Genomic DNA, 14,474 nt, shown 5'->3' on the forward strand with positions numbered 1-14,474 from the left:
CGCGCCATTGCCCGACCGCGACACCGTCATCGCCACCCTTGATGGCATCCTAGACCCGAAGACCGGGCAGGGGCTGGTCGCGGCTGGACTGGCGCAGGGGCTGACCGTCGCCGACGATCGCGCGGGCTTCGTGATGGAGGTGCCGGCTGGCGACACCGCCCTGTACGCCCCGATCCGCGACGCCGCCGAGGCTGCGCTGAAGGCCTTGCCCGGCATGGCCCGTGTCTCCGTCATCCTGACCGCCGAGACGGCACCCGCGACCAAGCCGGTGCGCACCGCCTCCCTGTCGCCCCAGGCGGTGGACCAGACTCGCGCCAGGGCTCCCGTCCCGACCGACCGGCCCGCTCATGTCCGCCGCGTCCTGGCCGTCGCCAGCGGCAAGGGCGGCGTGGGCAAGTCCACGGTCGCGGTCAATCTGGCGGTGGCCCTGTCGGCGCTGGGCTTGCGCGTGGGCCTGCTGGATGCAGACGTATACGGCCCGTCGCTGCCGACCATGCTGGGGATCTCCGGCAAGCCGGAGTACCACGATGGCATGATGCAGCCGCATGAGGCGTTCGGGCTGAAGGCAATGTCCGTCGGTCTTCTGACCGGGGCCGGGGACGCCATGGTCTGGCGCGGGCCTATGGCGGCCCAGGCCCTGACCCAGATGCTGACCCAGACCCGCTGGGGCACCGCCGAGAAGCCGCTGGACGTTCTGGTCGTCGACCTGCCGCCCGGCACTGGCGACGTGCAACTGACGCTGATCCAGAAGACGCCGCTGGACGGGGCCGTCATCGTTTCCACACCCCAGGAAGTTGCCCTGGCCGACGCCCGCCGGGCGCATGCGCTGTTCCAGAAGGTCGGGGTGCCGACTCTGGGCCTGATCGAGAACATGAGCGGGGACGTCTTCGGGCGGGGAGGGGCGAAGGCCGAAGCGGGTCGTCTGGACGTCCCCTACCTTGGCGACCTGCCGCTGGACGCCAGCTTACGCGAGGGTGGCGATGCGGGCCGACCTGTCGTGGTCAGCGCTCCGGACGGCGACGTCGCCCTGCGGTTTATGGCCTTCGCCGATGCCGTCCGGGAGGCTCTAGCGCTGAACTGACGGCCATCTCGTCTTGCAGCGATCCATAATTCCACTATCATGGAACTATGGAAACCGAATCCGCCCTGCTTGGTTTTGCGGCACTCAGCCAATCGACACGTCTCGAGACTTTTCGCCTGCTGGTGCGCCATGAGCCCGAGGGTCTGGCGGCGGGCGAGATTGCGGATCGTCTGGCGGTCCCGGCTAATACCTTGTCGGCCCATCTCGGCGTGCTGTCTCGCGCCGGTCTGGTCACGGCCACGCGTCACAGCCGTTCGATCGTCTATCGCGCCGATCTGAGCCAACTCAGCGATCTGGTGCTGTTCCTGGTCAAGGACTGCTGCGAGGGCCGGTCGGAACTGTGCCAACCCCTGATGGCCGAACTGGCCCCCTGCTGCGCCTGAGGCCCCATGGACGTCGTCATCTATCACAACCCTGCCTGCGGGACGTCGCGCAACACCCTGGCACTGATCCGGCACGTCGGGATCGAGCCGCATGTCATTGAATACCTGAAGACCCCGCCCAGCCGGGCCCTGGTCGCGTCGCTGGTCCAGCGCATGGGCGGCAGTGTCCGTGATCTCCTGCGTGAGAAGGGCACGCCCTATGCGGAGCTCGGTCTGGACGAGCCGTCCCTCACCGACGACCAGTTGCTTGATGCCGTCGAGGCGAATCCGATCCTGATGAACCGGCCGCTGGTGGTTTCGCCGCTGGGGGTAAAGCTGTGCCGCCCGTCGGAAGTGGTGCTGGATCTACTCCCGGCTGAGGGGCTCAAGCCCTTCACCAAGGAGGATGGCGAGGTCGTCGTCGATTGTGATGGACGCCGGGTTCGCGGATGACCGAGGTTGCCGTCGCCAAGCCAGCCCGACTGTCGTTTCTGGATCGTTGGCTGACGCTGTGGATTTTCGTGGCCATGGGGCTGGGCGTTCTTTTAGGAACGGTGGTGCCCGGCCTGCCGGGCTGGATCGACAGCCTGTCGGTCGGCTCGACCAACATCCCCATTGCCATCGGCCTGATCCTGATGATGTATCCGCCACTCGCGCGGGTGAAATACGAGGAACTGCCGCGGGTCTTTGCCGACAAACGGGTGCTGGCCCTCTCGCTCTTCCAAAACTGGGTTCTGGGCCCGGTTCTGATGTTCGCCCTGGCCGTGATCTTTCTGCGTGACCAGCCGGAATACATGACCGGGGTAATTCTGATCGGCCTGGCCCGCTGCATCGCCATGGTCCTGGTCTGGAACCAGCTGGCGCGTGGCGACAATCAGTATGTGGCTGGTCTGGTGGCCTTCAACTCGATCTTCCAGATTGCCTTCTTCAGCGTCTATGCCTGGCTGTTCCTGACCGTCCTGCCGCCGCTGTTCGGGCTGGAGGGCAGCGTGGTGGACGTCGGTTTCTGGACGATCGCCATCGCGGTCCTGATCTATCTGGGTCTGCCATTCCTGGGTGGCTTTCTGACCCGTCGCGTGCTGATCGCCCGCAAGGGGGGCGACTGGTACGAGAGCCGGTTCCTGCCCCGCATCGGACCGGTGACCCTGATCGCCCTGCTGTTCACCATCACGGCCATGTTCAGTCTGAAGGGTGGAGAAGTGGTCGCCCTGCCGCTGGATGCCCTGCGCATCGCCATTCCGCTGACGATCTATTTTCTGGTCATGTTTGTGGCCAGCTTTCTGATGGGGCGGCTGATCCAGACCGATTATCCGCGCACCACGGCCCTGGCGTTCACGGCGGCGTCCAACAATTTCGAACTGGCCATTGCCGTCGCTATCGCCGCCTTCGGCCTGGCTTCGCCGGTCGCCTTTGCCGCCGTCATCGGGCCGCTGGTCGAGGTGCCGGTGCTGATCCTGCTGGTCTCCGTCGCCCTCTGGCTGGGTCGCCGCTACTTCCCCGACACGGCCCCGAAAAAGGAGGTCTGCGGATGAGCCGGCTGCGTCATCTGCCCGATCCGGACCATCTGCCCGCCCTGGATCCAGGCTTCCTGAACCGCCAGCCCGGTCACGGTCTCGGCCCGGATGCCTCGCCGCCGCGCATCCTGCTGCTGTACGGCTCCCTGCGCGAGCGGTCGTTTTCCCGCCTGTGTGTCGAGGAGGCGGCCCGTCTTCTGCGTCTGATGGGTTGTGAGGTCCGGATCTTCGATCCGTCCGACCTGCCCCTGACCGATCAGGTCGCGGGCGACGACCATCCGGCGGTTCATGAGCTGCGGGAACACGCCATGTGGTCCGAGGGCATGGTCTGGTGCAGCCCGGAACGGCACGGCCAGGTCTCCGGCATCATGAAGCTGCAGATCGACCACCTGCCGCTGAACATGGGTGGCATGCGGCCGACCCAGGGGCGCACCCTGGCGGTGATGCAGGTCTCGGGTGGCTCGCAGAGCTTCAACGCCGTTAACACCCTGCGCCTGTTGGGCCGCTGGATGCGGATGATCACCATTCCGAACCAGTCCAGCGTCGCCAAGGCCTGGCAGGAGTTCGACGACGACGGTCGGATGAAGCCCTCGGCCTATTATGATCGCATCGTCGATGTGATGGAGGAACTGGTCCGGTTTACCGTCCTGACCAGGCCGCATGCTGGCGTGCTTGTTGACCGCTATTCGGAGCGCAAGGCCGAGGGCAGGGTGGTCGATCCCTCGACGGACCTGTCCGCCATCGCCATCAAGCGCTCATAGCGGATAATTTTCGACCGACAGGGTTTTCAAACGCAACCTCAATCGCCACCTTGGCGGTTCCAGTCCCGCTCCTCCGGGATGATTGTCAAAGAGACCGCGATGTCCGTCGAGACCCTGTTCCGTCCGTTTACCGTCAAGAACCTGACCTTGCCGAACCGCATCGTCATGGCCCCGATGACCCGGTCCTTCTCGCCGGGCGGTATCCCGACCAGCGACGTCGCCGCCTATTATCGTAGGCGGGCCGAAGGCGGCGTGGGCCTGATCATCACCGAGGGCACGGTGGTCGAACGGCCTGCCGCCCGTAACGATGCCGCCGTCCCGGTGTTTCACGGCGAGGCTCTGCCGGAATGGAAGAATGTGGTCGAGGAGGTTCACGCCGCGGGTGGCCTGATCGCGCCCCAGATCTGGCATGTCGGCGCGGCTCGGGGCCAAGGTGCGGACTGGCAGCCGCTGGGTCAGGTCGACAGCCCCTCCGGTCTCGTTGCCCCGGGCAAGCAGAAGTATGAGGCCATGACCGAAGAGGACATCGCCGACACCATCGCCGCCTTCGGTCGGTCGGCCCGTGCGGCCCGCGATCTGGGCTTCGACGCCGCTGAAATCCATTCCGCGCACGGCTATCTGATCGATCAGTTCTACTGGGCCGGTCTGAATGCGCGGGGCGATCGCTGGGGCGGCCCGACAATCGCGGAGCGTGCCCGCTTCGGCGTCGAGGTCGTCAAGGCCGTGCGCGAGGGTCTGGGTCCTGACATCCCCCTGATCATCCGCCTGTCGCAGTGGAAGCAGCAGGACTACGACGCCAGGATCGCCCAGAGTCCTGACGAGATGGCCGAATGGCTGCTGCCCCTGTCCGACGCGGGCGTCGACGTCTTCCACTGCTCGCAGCGCCGCTTCTGGGAGCCGGAGTTCGAGGGGTCTGACCTCAACTTCGCTGGCTGGGCCAAGGTCATCACCAAGAAGCCGACCATCTCGGTCGGCTCCGTTGGCCTGGATGGCGAGTTCATCGCGGCCTTCGGCGGAGCGGGCTCGAACCCGGCTTCGCTGGACGGCCTGATCGAGCGGATGGAGCGCGACGAGTTCGACCTGATCGCCGTCGGCCGCGCCCTGCTGGCCGATCCGCGCTGGGTCGAGAAGGTCCGCGAGGGTCGTAACGACGAGCTGATGGCGTTCGATCGCTCGGCGATGGCGACGCTCACCTAGGTTCTAGGTTTCAGGGGTTAGGTTCTAGGGTAGTGTTCGGGCGAGGTCGATGACGTCAAGCCTCCCTGAAACCTGACCCCTAGAACCTAGAACCTTCCTTGTTCCTCGCCGTTCTGATCACCACCGCCTGGCTCAGCCTGATCATCGGGCTGCGCTATCTGCTGATCGCGGGCGGGGTGTGGTGGATGCAGTGGGGCAGGGCGCGGGGCCTGGGGCGACAGCTGAACCGCGAGCGTCCGTCGCGCCGTCTGATGCTTCAGGAAATCCGCTACTCCCTGATCGCCACCCCCATCTTTGCCTTGCCTGCGGCCATCGCGCTGGAGGCGTTCAAGGCGGGCGGGACGCGGATGTATCTGGATCCGATGCAATACGGCCTGTGGTGGCTGCCGGTCAGTTTCCTGCTGCTGCTGATCGTGCAGGACACCCACTATTACTGGACGCACCGGCTGCTGCATCATCCGAAGCTGTTCGCCATAGCCCATGCCGGGCACCATCGCTCGCGTGAGCCTAGCCCCTTCGCGAGCTTCGCCTTCGATCCGATCGAGGCGGTCCTGACCGCCTGGGTTCTGCCGCTGATGGTGTTCCTGATCCCGGTCAACCTGTGGGTCGTGGCCCTGCTGCTGACGGTGATGACCGTGACCGCCGTGATGAACCACTGTGGCTGGGAGATGTGGCCGGATCGCTGGGTGCGTTCGCCGCTGGGGCGACATCTGATCACGGCTACTCATCATGGGCGGCACCACACCCATATGAAGACCAACTTCGGTCTTCACCTGCGCTTCTGGGATCGTCTGTGCGGCACGGATGCTATGCCGGACGTTCAGTCGAAAACAGCGCCTCAGAGTGGCTCGACCACCACGGCGGTGCCGTAAGCCAGCACCTCGGTCACGCCTTCCATGATCTCGTTGGACTCATAGCGCATCGCCACCACGGCATTGGCCCCCATGGATTGCGCCTGCTCAACCAGATGCGCATAGGCCTCGGCCCGCGACGCCTCGGCCAGTTTTACATAGGCCTCGACCCGTCCGCCCAGCATGGACTGGATGCCGCCGATGGCATCGGCCACCAGATTGCGTGACCGGACGGTGATCCCTCGCGCCAGACCCAAGGTTCGCACGATCCGGTGGCCCGGCACGTCATTTGTGGTCACGATCAGCATGGCGGTTCTCCTTGTGGGTCAGGCCCGGTCCAGAACGCGGAAAATAAAGTCGTAGTCGTCCTTTTCGCCCGCACCATGCGCCTCGGACGACGTCTCCGTGAAGGCTGCGGCATCGAAATCCGGAAACACCGCATCCCCCTCCGGCGAGGCATCGACCTCGGTGATGTACAGCCGTTTGGCGCGGGGCAGGGTGGCCTCAAACAGGGCCGTGCCGCCGATCACGCAGATCTCGTCCACGCCGTCATCCTCGGCTTGTTCGCGCGCGATCTCGATCGCTTCGTCCAGGCTGGTGCAGACCAGTGCTCCCTTGGGCGACTGATCGGTGCCGTAGGCCTCGTCGCGCGTCAGCACGATGTTCAACCGCCCGGGCAGGGGCTTCAGCGGCAGGCTCTCCCAGGTCTTGCGGCCCATGATGCACGGCTTGCCCATGGTGATGGCCTTGAACCGCTGCAGATCGCTGCGCAACCGCCAGGGCAGGTCGCCGTCGCGGCCGATCACGCCATTGCGGCCCCGCGCGACGACCAGGGCGATACGGGCAAGGGGCATGACGTTTACTCGGCAGGTAGGGCGATGATGATGCCGGACGGCAAAGTTTCGGCTCTTATCAGACGTCGGAGCGATTGGATTACGACGGCCCGGATATGGCCGCGTTCGGTCGGAGAGAGTAGCGATTCGGGATCGGTTACTCCCAGCACCGCGCCGTCGGCAGCCCGGCCGTATGCAAACATGGTCAGGAGTCGCTCGACAGCGTCAGCGTCGTTCCAGTCAAAGTCGCCCGCGCCGAGAAGTGCGATCACCTGACTGGGCGTGCCGTCGTCGGTCGCCCGGAAGAATTCGAGGAATCGCTCGCGCGTGATCCGGTTCTCGCCAGGGGCCCAAGCTCCTATGACGTACGTTTTGCCGTCAAAGCGATATTCAGCCTCGGGTGGGAGGCTCCTCGGGAAGGCGGCGCATTCCGCCGGGCGGGACAAATCACAGACCTCGCGCTGCGCCAGATCAGTCTCAAGGCGAGGGGCCAATGCGTTGACCATCACAGTGAACTTGGTTTCGTCTAGGTCTTCGGGCGAGAGGCCCGGAACGCCAGCTTCGATGGCGAGCTGAGCAAATGGCACTCGGCGGGTGCGCCAGACCCGATACACCGCCTGCTCGGTCGTCGTAGTGACGGCAAACTCCATCTCCGCAAGATCGCTTGGGAGGTCGCGTCGTCCGATACAGACGCGAGCCAACCCGAACCAGCCTGCGGAGGCCTGACGTTCCTGCATCGCAGAAACTTCGCACTCCTTGGGGGCATACTCGGTCTCGAAGACCCGCAAGTCCTCTATGGTCCCGGGCGAATCATCGGTGAGGGGAAGAGCGCTATATCCCAGCAAATCGACGAACGCCGCGCCCGTCTGACCAGACGGGGTAAACTCTCCGACCTCAATGGTCCCGCCCTGCCAAACGCTAAGCACCCAACCGGTCGGCGGCGTCACGGTGATCACTTCGGCTCTTACGTTCTGCGCGCTGACGGGTGCGCTGCCCATTGAGAGCCCAAGGGCGGCAGTGACGGCGGCAATGGCTTGTCGGACCGTCACGTCTTCTCCTCCAGCCAGTGCAGCCATTTCCGCTGCATGGCCTGTTCGAGGTCGATGCCCGCCCCGTCGCAATAGATCAGCAACATTCCCAGAACATCAGCCGCCTCGTCGCCCTGCGCCTGCGCATCCGCCTGACCCCGCGCCCGCCCGCTGACGCGCAGATGTTCAGCCGTCAGCTCGCCCAGCTCCTCCTGCAGCTTCAACAGCGCCCAGTCGCCGGACCGGTCGATCCCGTGCTCGGCGGCATAGATGTCGGAGATGCGTAGGACGTCATCCTGCAAGGCCTTGAGGTCAACAGCCATCAGACCGCGATCGGCGCCTTGATGTGCGGCCAGGGGGCATAGTCGCTGAGCACGAAGTCCTCCAGCGCATAGGCGAACAGGTCCGTTTTCGGCGCAATGGTCATGGTCGGCAGGGCCAGAGGTTCACGGCTCAGCTGGGTCTCGGCCTGTTCGACGTGGTTCAGATACAGGTGGGCGTCCCCGAAGGTGTGGACGAACTCGCCCGGCTCCAGCCCCACGACCTGGGCGATCATCATGGTCAGAAGCGCATAGGAGGCGATGTTGAACGGCACGCCCAGGAAGACGTCGGCGCTGCGCTGATACAGCTGGCAGCTCAGCTTCCCGTCGGCGACGAAGAACTGGAACAGGCAGTGGCAGGGCGGCAGGGCCATGTCGTCCACGTCCGCCGGGTTCCAGGCGGTGACGATGTGGCGCCGGCTGTTTGGATTGGTCTTCAGCCCGTGGACCAGCTTTTCGATCTGGTCGATCACCCGGCCGTCCGGCGCAGTCCAGGACCGCCACTGCTTGCCATAAACGGGGCCCAGCTCGCCCTGCGCATCCGCCCATTCGTCCCAGATGCGGACGCCGTTGTCCTTCAGCCAGCCGATATTGGTCTCGCCGCGCAGAAACCACAGCAACTCCACGATGATGGAGCGCAGATGCAGCTTCTTGGTGGTCAGCAGCGGAAAGCCTTTGGATAGGTCGAACCGCATCTGGCGCCCGAATACGCCCAGCGTCCCCGTGCCCGTCCGGTCGTCACGCCGCGCCCCATTGTCCAGGATGTCGCGCAGCAGATTCAGATACTGCCACTCCGGATGATCGGCGGGGGCCGCTCCGGTACGGGCTTGGATATCAGCAAGGGCGACGGCGGCGTTCATGGAAGTACAGTGTCGCCGAATCAGTCGTTCGTCCAACGACATCCGCCGTTTCGACCTTTGCAGGCTGTGGACACGGTATTTTCTCTTGGAAAGCTGGCGATTTTTATTTGAGGAGCGGACGGGGGCGGACCCCCGCCCGTCCGTTTTTAGCGACTCGATTCGACGAAGGCTGGATCGGCAAACAGTTGGCCGATCAGCTTTTGCACTGTCGCGACATAGCCCTGCATCGCCGCGGGAATTGCGGTCGCGCCAATGAACGACGAACCCCATTCATGATCGACGCTGTGTACTTTGTCGTAGACCACGCGACCGCCGCGGGTCAGCACGAAGCGCGCACCGACTGACGCGCGACCGATGCTGGAGCCGTTGGCGTCCAGACTATTCTCCGTCAGCGTGCCCGACAGGCGCAATCCGGCGGCGGCGTCGAGCCGTCCGGCGTTGCGCAACTCGGTTTCCAGCGCCTGTTGCAGGTAAGTACTGAAGGCTCCGTCGCTGCCGGAACCAGTTATGGAGCTACCGCGTATGCCCAACCGGCTGTCATTGACACCGATTGCGGCATTGACGTCGTCCACGCCGATCGGTGCCGTGCCCATGCGTAATGCATTCAAATTGGCCACGCCAGCCTGATAAGCCGGTGCAGGAGGATGCACACATGCCGCCAGCGCGAATGCTACCGTCAGGACTGCGCTGCGGATGGCGCTGCGTATCATTCGAACGCCCGCCTGTCGGCGAGTTGGTCGAGGCCGTTCCAGACGATCTGATCGATCACCTGATGGACGCCTTCCACCGGCGTCACCGCGGTCAGGCCGACCGGACCAGCCTTGTTGCCGATTGTCGTGTGGATCGCATGTCGCACGTCGACCGATGTCGTCCTGCCGGACCGGCTGTAGGTCATGGTGGCAACATAGCCGTCGGTGACCATGCTGCCGACCGCCCCGAATGTCAGGCCGGTGCCAAAGCCCTTGGCCTCTGCGTTATCACCGTCGACTGCGACGTTGTCGATCACGACCGTCAGCAGGCCAGCATCGGCACCTACGGCTTCGCGCGTCACTGAAGTGAACAGGCCTGACTCGGCGGCAACGGCGACAACGCGCGGCTGCACTTCGGCCGTCGCGGCAGCGTTGGCGCTGCCCTTACTGCGGAATTCGACCGCGACCTGAACCGGGCGTGGGGTCCTTGGCGCGACGATGTCGGCCTTGGCGACGAGCGGCAGTGCCGGATCGACATAGGAATTCATTGTCAAACAGCCGGACAAGACCACGGCGCAGGACAAAAGGGCCAGGCCGCGGGCGGCGTGGCGTACGAGAGTGGACGTCATTGGTATATCCCCCTGAATCGCTGAAAGGCCCGATGGACCGGCGTTCGTCTAATCCAGGATTCGTGACAGTTCAAAAGGCTCGACTACTTTTCTCGCGAGGCGATCAAAGCCCGAATCACCCCCCGAAACCGCCCTCATCGAGAAATGCCTGCTCCTGCGGCGTCGTCTCCCGACCCAGCACCGCATTCCGGTGCGGGAAGCGGCCGAAGCGCACGATGATGTCGCGGTGGACCTTGCCCCACTTTACCAATTCTTCGTCGCCGTCGGCCAGGGCCAGATACCGGTCCTGATCCTCCAGCCGCTCCGAGTGTTCGAAAGGCAGGATGACGAAGTTCTTCAGCTCCGGCTCGAACGCCAGGTGATGGCCGCGCGCAACGGCCTGATTGGCGAACATCAGGGCCAGGGGATCGGTGGCGAACTGGTGCGCAGTGCCGCGAAAGCTGTTCCGGGGGAACTGATCCAGCAGGATCATCAAGGCCAGCGCCCCGTCCGGCGTGTCCATCCAGTGATCCAGCTCGCGCCGCGCCGCCGCGACATGGGCGTCATGGAAACGCCTACGAAACTCCGCGTCGAAGGCGTCATCCCTGGCGAACCACTTTTGGGGACCGGCTTCTTTCCAGAAGCCGACGACGTCCGAAATCGCTATCTGTGTGCTCATGACCCAGACCCTAGCGGCTCCTTTGCCCGTATTCCACGACCGCGACTGCGACCTGTCGATCATTCGCGGCAAGCGCGTCGCCATCATCGGCTATGGCAGCCAGGGCCGGACGCATGCACTGAACCTTCGCGATTCGGGCGTCACCGACATCGTCATCGGGCTGAAGGCGACCTCGGCCACACGCGCAAAGGCCGAAGCCGACGGCTTCGCCGTCCTGACGGCAGGCGAGGCCACGGCAGGGGCCGATGTCGTCGCTGTCATGGTCTCCGACGAGGCGCATCGCGATCTCTGGGCTGACGAGATCGAGTCGAACATCGGGCGCGGTGCCGCGCTGATCTTTGCCCACGGCCTGTCGGTACGGTTCGGCCTAGTCCGACCTCGCGCCGATCTGGACGTCATCCTGGCCTCGCCGAAGGGCATCGGACCGCGCATCCGCGATCTGTACGAGGAAGGGCAGGGGGTCTTCTGCCTGTTCGGCGTGCAGCAGGATTTCAGCGGCGGAGCTCATGCCCTGGGCCTGTCCTATGCGGCGGCGCTGGGCTGTGGCCGCAAGGGCATACTGGAGACAACCTTCGCCGCCGAATGCGAGAGCGATCTGTTCGGCGAGCAGGTCGTCCTGTGCGGCGGGACCGCCGAACTGGTCGACGCGGCCTTCATGAAGCTGGTCGAGGCCGGCTACCCGCCCGAGGTTGCCTGGTTCGAGACCTTCTACGAACTGAAACTGGTGACCGACCTGATGTACGAGCGCGGAATCGCCGGCGCCTTCGCCCGTATCTCCAATACGGCGGAATACGGGGCCTATCTGACCGGGCCGCGAATCATCGGCGAACCGTCACGAACCGCCATGGACCACGTTCTGACCGAGGTCCGCTCGGGTGCCTTCGTCGATCGCCTGATGGCCGACTACGACGCGGGCTCGCCCGAATTGCTGTCGTGCCGCAAGGCTCTGGGCGAGCGCACGATCGAAGCCGTCGGCGCGCATCTGAATGCGGTCGCGGCCGAGGCAAGGGACTGAAAAGAAGAGGGGGTTATTCCTGCGCTCAAGCAGCGAGCCCCCGAGGGGCAAGCGTTAGCGCCACAAAAATGGTCGGAGTGAGAGGATTCGAACCTCCGACCCCTGCCTCCCGAAGGCAGTGCTCTACCAGGCTGAGCCACACTCCGACTTAAGGACGCGGTGTATAACGGCGGGGCCGAGGCCTCGCAAGCGGCGAAACGACGGCTTTGAAAATAGTCTCGAACCCGGTTCTTGCATCCCGCCGTCCCTTGTCGTATCTCGCACGCCTTCCGGCGCTTCGGCCCCGGAAATGCCGGACCTGCTGGGGAATGGTGTAATGGTAACACAGCGGTTTTTGGTACCGTCGTTCAAGGTTCGAGTCCTTGTTCCCCAGCCATCCTCGCCGGGCCCGCACGCTTCATAGCGGGACCCGGTAAGGTCAGGACGTTCAGGCCATCTCCCACCCCTTGTCGATGGCCCAGATGGCGAAGGCGTAGTCGTGGGCGACTTCCTTCAGGAAATCGAAGCGGCCCGAGGCCCCGCCGTGCCCGGCCTCCATGTTGATCTTCAGCAGGATCGGCTTGCCCGAGGTGGTCGCCGGGCGCAGCTTGGCCACCCATTTTTCCGGCTCCCAGTAGGTGACGCGCGGGTCGGACAGGCCGCCGGTGGCCAGCACGGCTGGATAGGCCTTGGGCTCGACCTGGTCGTAGGGGCTGTAGCTCATCATGTAATCGTAGGCGGCGGCGTCCTCGATCGGATTGCCCCACTCCGGCCACTCCGGCGGCGTCAGCGGCAGGCTGGTGTCGCTCATGGTGTTGATCACGTCCACGAAGGGCACCTGACCGATCACCCCGGCCCACAGGTCGGGCCGCATGTTGTTGACCGCCCCCATCAGCAGGCCACCGGCCGAGCCACCCTGGGCCACGATGTTCCCGGCGGTGGCATAGCGGCGCTGGATCAGGTGTTCGGCAGCGGCGATGAAGTCGGTGAAGGTGTTCTTCTTGGTCATCTTGCGGGCCGACAGGAACCAGTTCCAGCCCTTGTCCGACCCGCCCCGGATATGGGCGATCGCATAGATCCAGCCGCGATCCACCAACGACAGCCGCGAGGTGGAGAAGCTGGCCGCCATCGGAATGCCGTAGGAGCCATAGCCGTACAGCAGCAGCGGAGCCGAGCCATCCACCGGCGTGGACTTGCGCCTCAGGATGGTGACGGGCACCAGCTCGCCGTCGCTGGCGGGCGCGTTCAGCCGCTCGACGACATAGTCCTCCGGATTATGCCCCGATGGCACCTCCTGCACCTTGCGCAAGGTCCGCTCGCGCGTCGCCAGGTCGTAGTCATAGGTCGAGGTCGGGGTGGACGGCGAGTTGTAGCCGTAGCGCATGGTGGTGGTGTCGAACTCCGACGCTCCGGCCAGCGACAGGGAGAAGGCGGGCTCGTCCACCGCGATCTCATGCTCGGCACCCGCGCGGTCGCGGATGACGATCTTCGTATTGGCGTCGGCCCGCTCCTGGCGACCGATGAAATCCTTCACCAGGGATACGCCCTCGATGAAGCGGCCGGGCGTATGCGGGACCAGGTCGGTCCAGTTGGCCTTGGCCGGGGTGTCAGTCGGGGCCTCGACGATCTTGAAGTCCACACTGTCGTCGGCATTGGTGCGGATGACCCAGCGGTCGTCCCAGTGGTCTGCGTCGTACAGGCGGCCGACATGGCGGGGTTCCAGCACGACGGGCTCGGCCGTCGGGGTCGCGGCGGGAATGATCCGCGCTTCCGAGGTTTCCTGATTGGCGATGGAGATGACGATGAACTGGTGGTCGGCGGTCACGCCCACGCCCTGGAACATGCCCTCGTCGGTCTCTTCATAGACCAGGGTCGTCTCGCCACCGCGCGCGGGGCGGCGGAAGATCTTGTCCGGGCGGCCGTTGTCGTCGCGGTTGGTCCAGAAGATCCACTGGCTGTCGGGTGAGAAGGCGAAGTTGCCGCCAGCCGAACCGATCGGATCGGGCAGGACCTCACCGGTGGCCAGGTCCTTCATATAGATCTGATGCACCTCGGACCCTTGCGCGTCCTCGGCATAGGCGAACAGGCTGTGGTCGGGGCTGTGGTCGGCGGCGGAGACCTCCGAATAGGCCTTGCCCTTCGCCAGTTCATTGGCGTCCAGCAGCAGTTGCGGCGTCGGAGCGACCACGAAATTCTTCGTCACTGGCTGGCCGTCGACCATGAAGGTCCCCTGGCGCTCGACCCGCATGTAGCGGGGATGCTGATCGCCGGTCTTGTACTCGACATAATATTCCCATGGCCCGTCGGCGGCGGGAACGGAGCTGTCGTCCTGCTTGATCCGGCCCTTCATCTCCTCGAACATCGTCGCCTGCAGCGGCAGGGTGGAGGCCAGCATAGCCTCGCGATAGGCGTTCTCGGCCGTCAGGTGTTCCTTGACGTCGGCCTTGATCAGGGTCGGATCGCGCAGCACCGCCTGCCAGTTGTCGTCCTTCATCCATTGATAGTCGTCGGTCCGGGTGCGGCCCAGTTGTTCGATCGTTACGGGGACCTTGCGGGCGACCGGCGGGACGGGGCGGGCTTGCGGCATCGGGGCTCCAGACGGGCGGGCAAGAGTGGCAGAGGGCAGGGCGGTCGCGGCCAGCACGGCGGCGGAGGTGGCGAGAAGGTCGCGGCGGTTCATGATCAGCCCCTGTCGTT

17 protein-coding genes and 2 tRNA genes are annotated in these 14,474 nt (G+C 64.9%); 9 read left to right on the forward strand and 10 right to left on the reverse strand.

Annotated features, from left to right (window positions below):
- The first annotated feature begins 7 nt into the window (after window positions 1-7).
- From AC4PRM_RS14095 to AC4PRM_RS14125, 7 genes are all read left to right on the forward strand, one after another.
- On the forward strand, window positions 8-1,081 hold the full coding sequence (locus AC4PRM_RS14095; RefSeq protein WP_492040341.1) for an Mrp/NBP35 family ATP-binding protein: 1,074 nt from the start codon (window positions 8-10) through the stop codon (window positions 1,079-1,081).
- Between the two features lie 47 nt (window positions 1,082-1,128).
- Window positions 1,129-1,464 carry an ArsR/SmtB family transcription factor gene (locus AC4PRM_RS14100; RefSeq protein ID WP_373258125.1) on the forward strand — a complete coding sequence of 112 codons (336 nt, stop codon included), beginning with the start codon at window positions 1,129-1,131 and terminating at the stop codon, window positions 1,462-1,464.
- Window positions 1,465-1,470: 6 nt separating this feature from the next.
- Complete coding sequence (arsC, locus tag AC4PRM_RS14105; RefSeq protein WP_492040342.1) at window positions 1,471-1,896, forward strand: arsenate reductase (glutaredoxin); 426 nt, start codon at window positions 1,471-1,473, stop codon at window positions 1,894-1,896.
- Entirely contained in the window at window positions 1,893-2,975 is a 1,083-nt protein-coding gene (gene arsB, locus AC4PRM_RS14110) for an ACR3 family arsenite efflux transporter (protein WP_492040343.1), read from the forward strand. The genes arsC and arsB overlap by 4 nt, the downstream gene beginning before the upstream one ends.
- On the forward strand, window positions 2,972-3,718 hold the full coding sequence (gene arsH / locus AC4PRM_RS14115) for an arsenical resistance protein ArsH (protein ID WP_492040344.1): 747 nt from the start codon (window positions 2,972-2,974) through the stop codon (window positions 3,716-3,718). Before arsB ends, arsH begins: the two co-directional genes overlap by 4 nt.
- 99 nt (window positions 3,719-3,817) lie before the next feature.
- Window positions 3,818-4,915 carry an NADH:flavin oxidoreductase gene (locus AC4PRM_RS14120; RefSeq protein ID WP_492040345.1) on the forward strand — a complete coding sequence of 366 codons (1,098 nt, stop codon included), beginning with the start codon at window positions 3,818-3,820 and terminating at the stop codon, window positions 4,913-4,915.
- 98 nt (window positions 4,916-5,013) lie between these two features.
- Window positions 5,014-5,787, forward strand: a complete 774-nt coding sequence (locus tag AC4PRM_RS14125) for a sterol desaturase family protein (protein ID WP_492040346.1) — start codon at window positions 5,014-5,016, stop codon at window positions 5,785-5,787.
- On the opposite strand, the gene AC4PRM_RS14130 is transcribed toward AC4PRM_RS14125, so the two are convergent.
- The 8 genes from AC4PRM_RS14130 to AC4PRM_RS14165 form a co-directional block, all read right to left on the reverse strand.
- The gene (locus AC4PRM_RS14130; protein ID WP_487922339.1) at window positions 5,754-6,074 is read right to left on the reverse strand and encodes a YbjQ family protein; all 321 of its coding nucleotides are present in this window, start codon (window positions 6,072-6,074) and stop codon (window positions 5,754-5,756) included. The genes AC4PRM_RS14125 and AC4PRM_RS14130 overlap by 34 nt on opposite strands.
- 18 nt (window positions 6,075-6,092) lie before the next feature.
- Window positions 6,093-6,620, reverse strand: coding sequence for a dihydrofolate reductase (locus tag AC4PRM_RS14135; RefSeq protein WP_492040347.1), 528 nt, complete (start codon window positions 6,618-6,620; stop codon window positions 6,093-6,095).
- A gap of 5 nt (window positions 6,621-6,625) precedes the next feature.
- The gene (locus tag AC4PRM_RS14140) at window positions 6,626-7,675 is read right to left on the reverse strand and encodes a hypothetical protein (RefSeq protein ID WP_492040348.1); all 1,050 of its coding nucleotides are present in this window, start codon (window positions 7,673-7,675) and stop codon (window positions 6,626-6,628) included.
- On the reverse strand, window positions 7,645-7,950 hold the full coding sequence (locus AC4PRM_RS14145; RefSeq protein WP_492040349.1) for a phosphoribosyl-ATP pyrophosphohydrolase: 306 nt from the start codon (window positions 7,948-7,950) through the stop codon (window positions 7,645-7,647). The genes AC4PRM_RS14140 and AC4PRM_RS14145 overlap by 31 nt, the downstream gene beginning before the upstream one ends.
- Complete coding sequence (locus AC4PRM_RS14150) at window positions 7,950-8,807, reverse strand: thymidylate synthase (protein ID WP_492040350.1); 858 nt, start codon at window positions 8,805-8,807, stop codon at window positions 7,950-7,952. Before AC4PRM_RS14150 ends, AC4PRM_RS14145 begins: the two co-directional genes overlap by 1 nt.
- Window positions 8,808-8,953: 146 nt before the next feature.
- Window positions 8,954-9,517 carry a hypothetical protein gene (locus tag AC4PRM_RS14155; RefSeq protein WP_492040351.1) on the reverse strand — a complete coding sequence of 188 codons (564 nt, stop codon included), beginning with the start codon at window positions 9,515-9,517 and terminating at the stop codon, window positions 8,954-8,956.
- Window positions 9,514-10,080: a hypothetical protein gene (locus AC4PRM_RS14160; RefSeq protein WP_492040352.1), complete on the reverse strand. Its 567-nt coding sequence runs from the start codon at window positions 10,078-10,080 to the stop codon at window positions 9,514-9,516. The genes AC4PRM_RS14155 and AC4PRM_RS14160 overlap by 4 nt, the downstream gene beginning before the upstream one ends.
- A 160-nt stretch (window positions 10,081-10,240) precedes the next feature.
- A complete protein-coding gene (locus tag AC4PRM_RS14165; RefSeq protein ID WP_492040353.1) occupies window positions 10,241-10,783 on the reverse strand; it encodes a DUF924 family protein in 543 nt (180 codons plus the stop codon).
- Between AC4PRM_RS14165 and ilvC the strand changes: the two genes are divergently transcribed.
- A complete protein-coding gene (gene ilvC, locus AC4PRM_RS14170) occupies window positions 10,782-11,798 on the forward strand; it encodes a ketol-acid reductoisomerase (RefSeq protein WP_492040354.1) in 1,017 nt (338 codons plus the stop codon). The two genes, AC4PRM_RS14165 and ilvC, sit on opposite strands and share 2 nt — an antisense overlap.
- A gap of 69 nt (window positions 11,799-11,867) precedes the next feature.
- Here the strand turns inward: ilvC and AC4PRM_RS14175 are convergent.
- Window positions 11,868-11,944 (reverse strand) — tRNA-Pro (locus AC4PRM_RS14175).
- Window positions 11,945-12,100: 156 nt separating this feature from the next.
- On the opposite strand from AC4PRM_RS14175, the gene AC4PRM_RS14180 reads away from it, so the two are divergent.
- Window positions 12,101-12,174 (forward strand) — tRNA-Gln (locus AC4PRM_RS14180).
- Between the two features lie 51 nt (window positions 12,175-12,225).
- On the opposite strand, the gene AC4PRM_RS14185 is transcribed toward AC4PRM_RS14180, so the two are convergent.
- Window positions 12,226-14,457: a prolyl oligopeptidase family serine peptidase gene (locus AC4PRM_RS14185; protein WP_492040355.1), complete on the reverse strand. Its 2,232-nt coding sequence runs from the start codon at window positions 14,455-14,457 to the stop codon at window positions 12,226-12,228.
- Window positions 14,458-14,474 lie beyond the last annotated feature (17 nt).

The organism is Brevundimonas sp. DW-iso22, assembly GCF_058725425.1.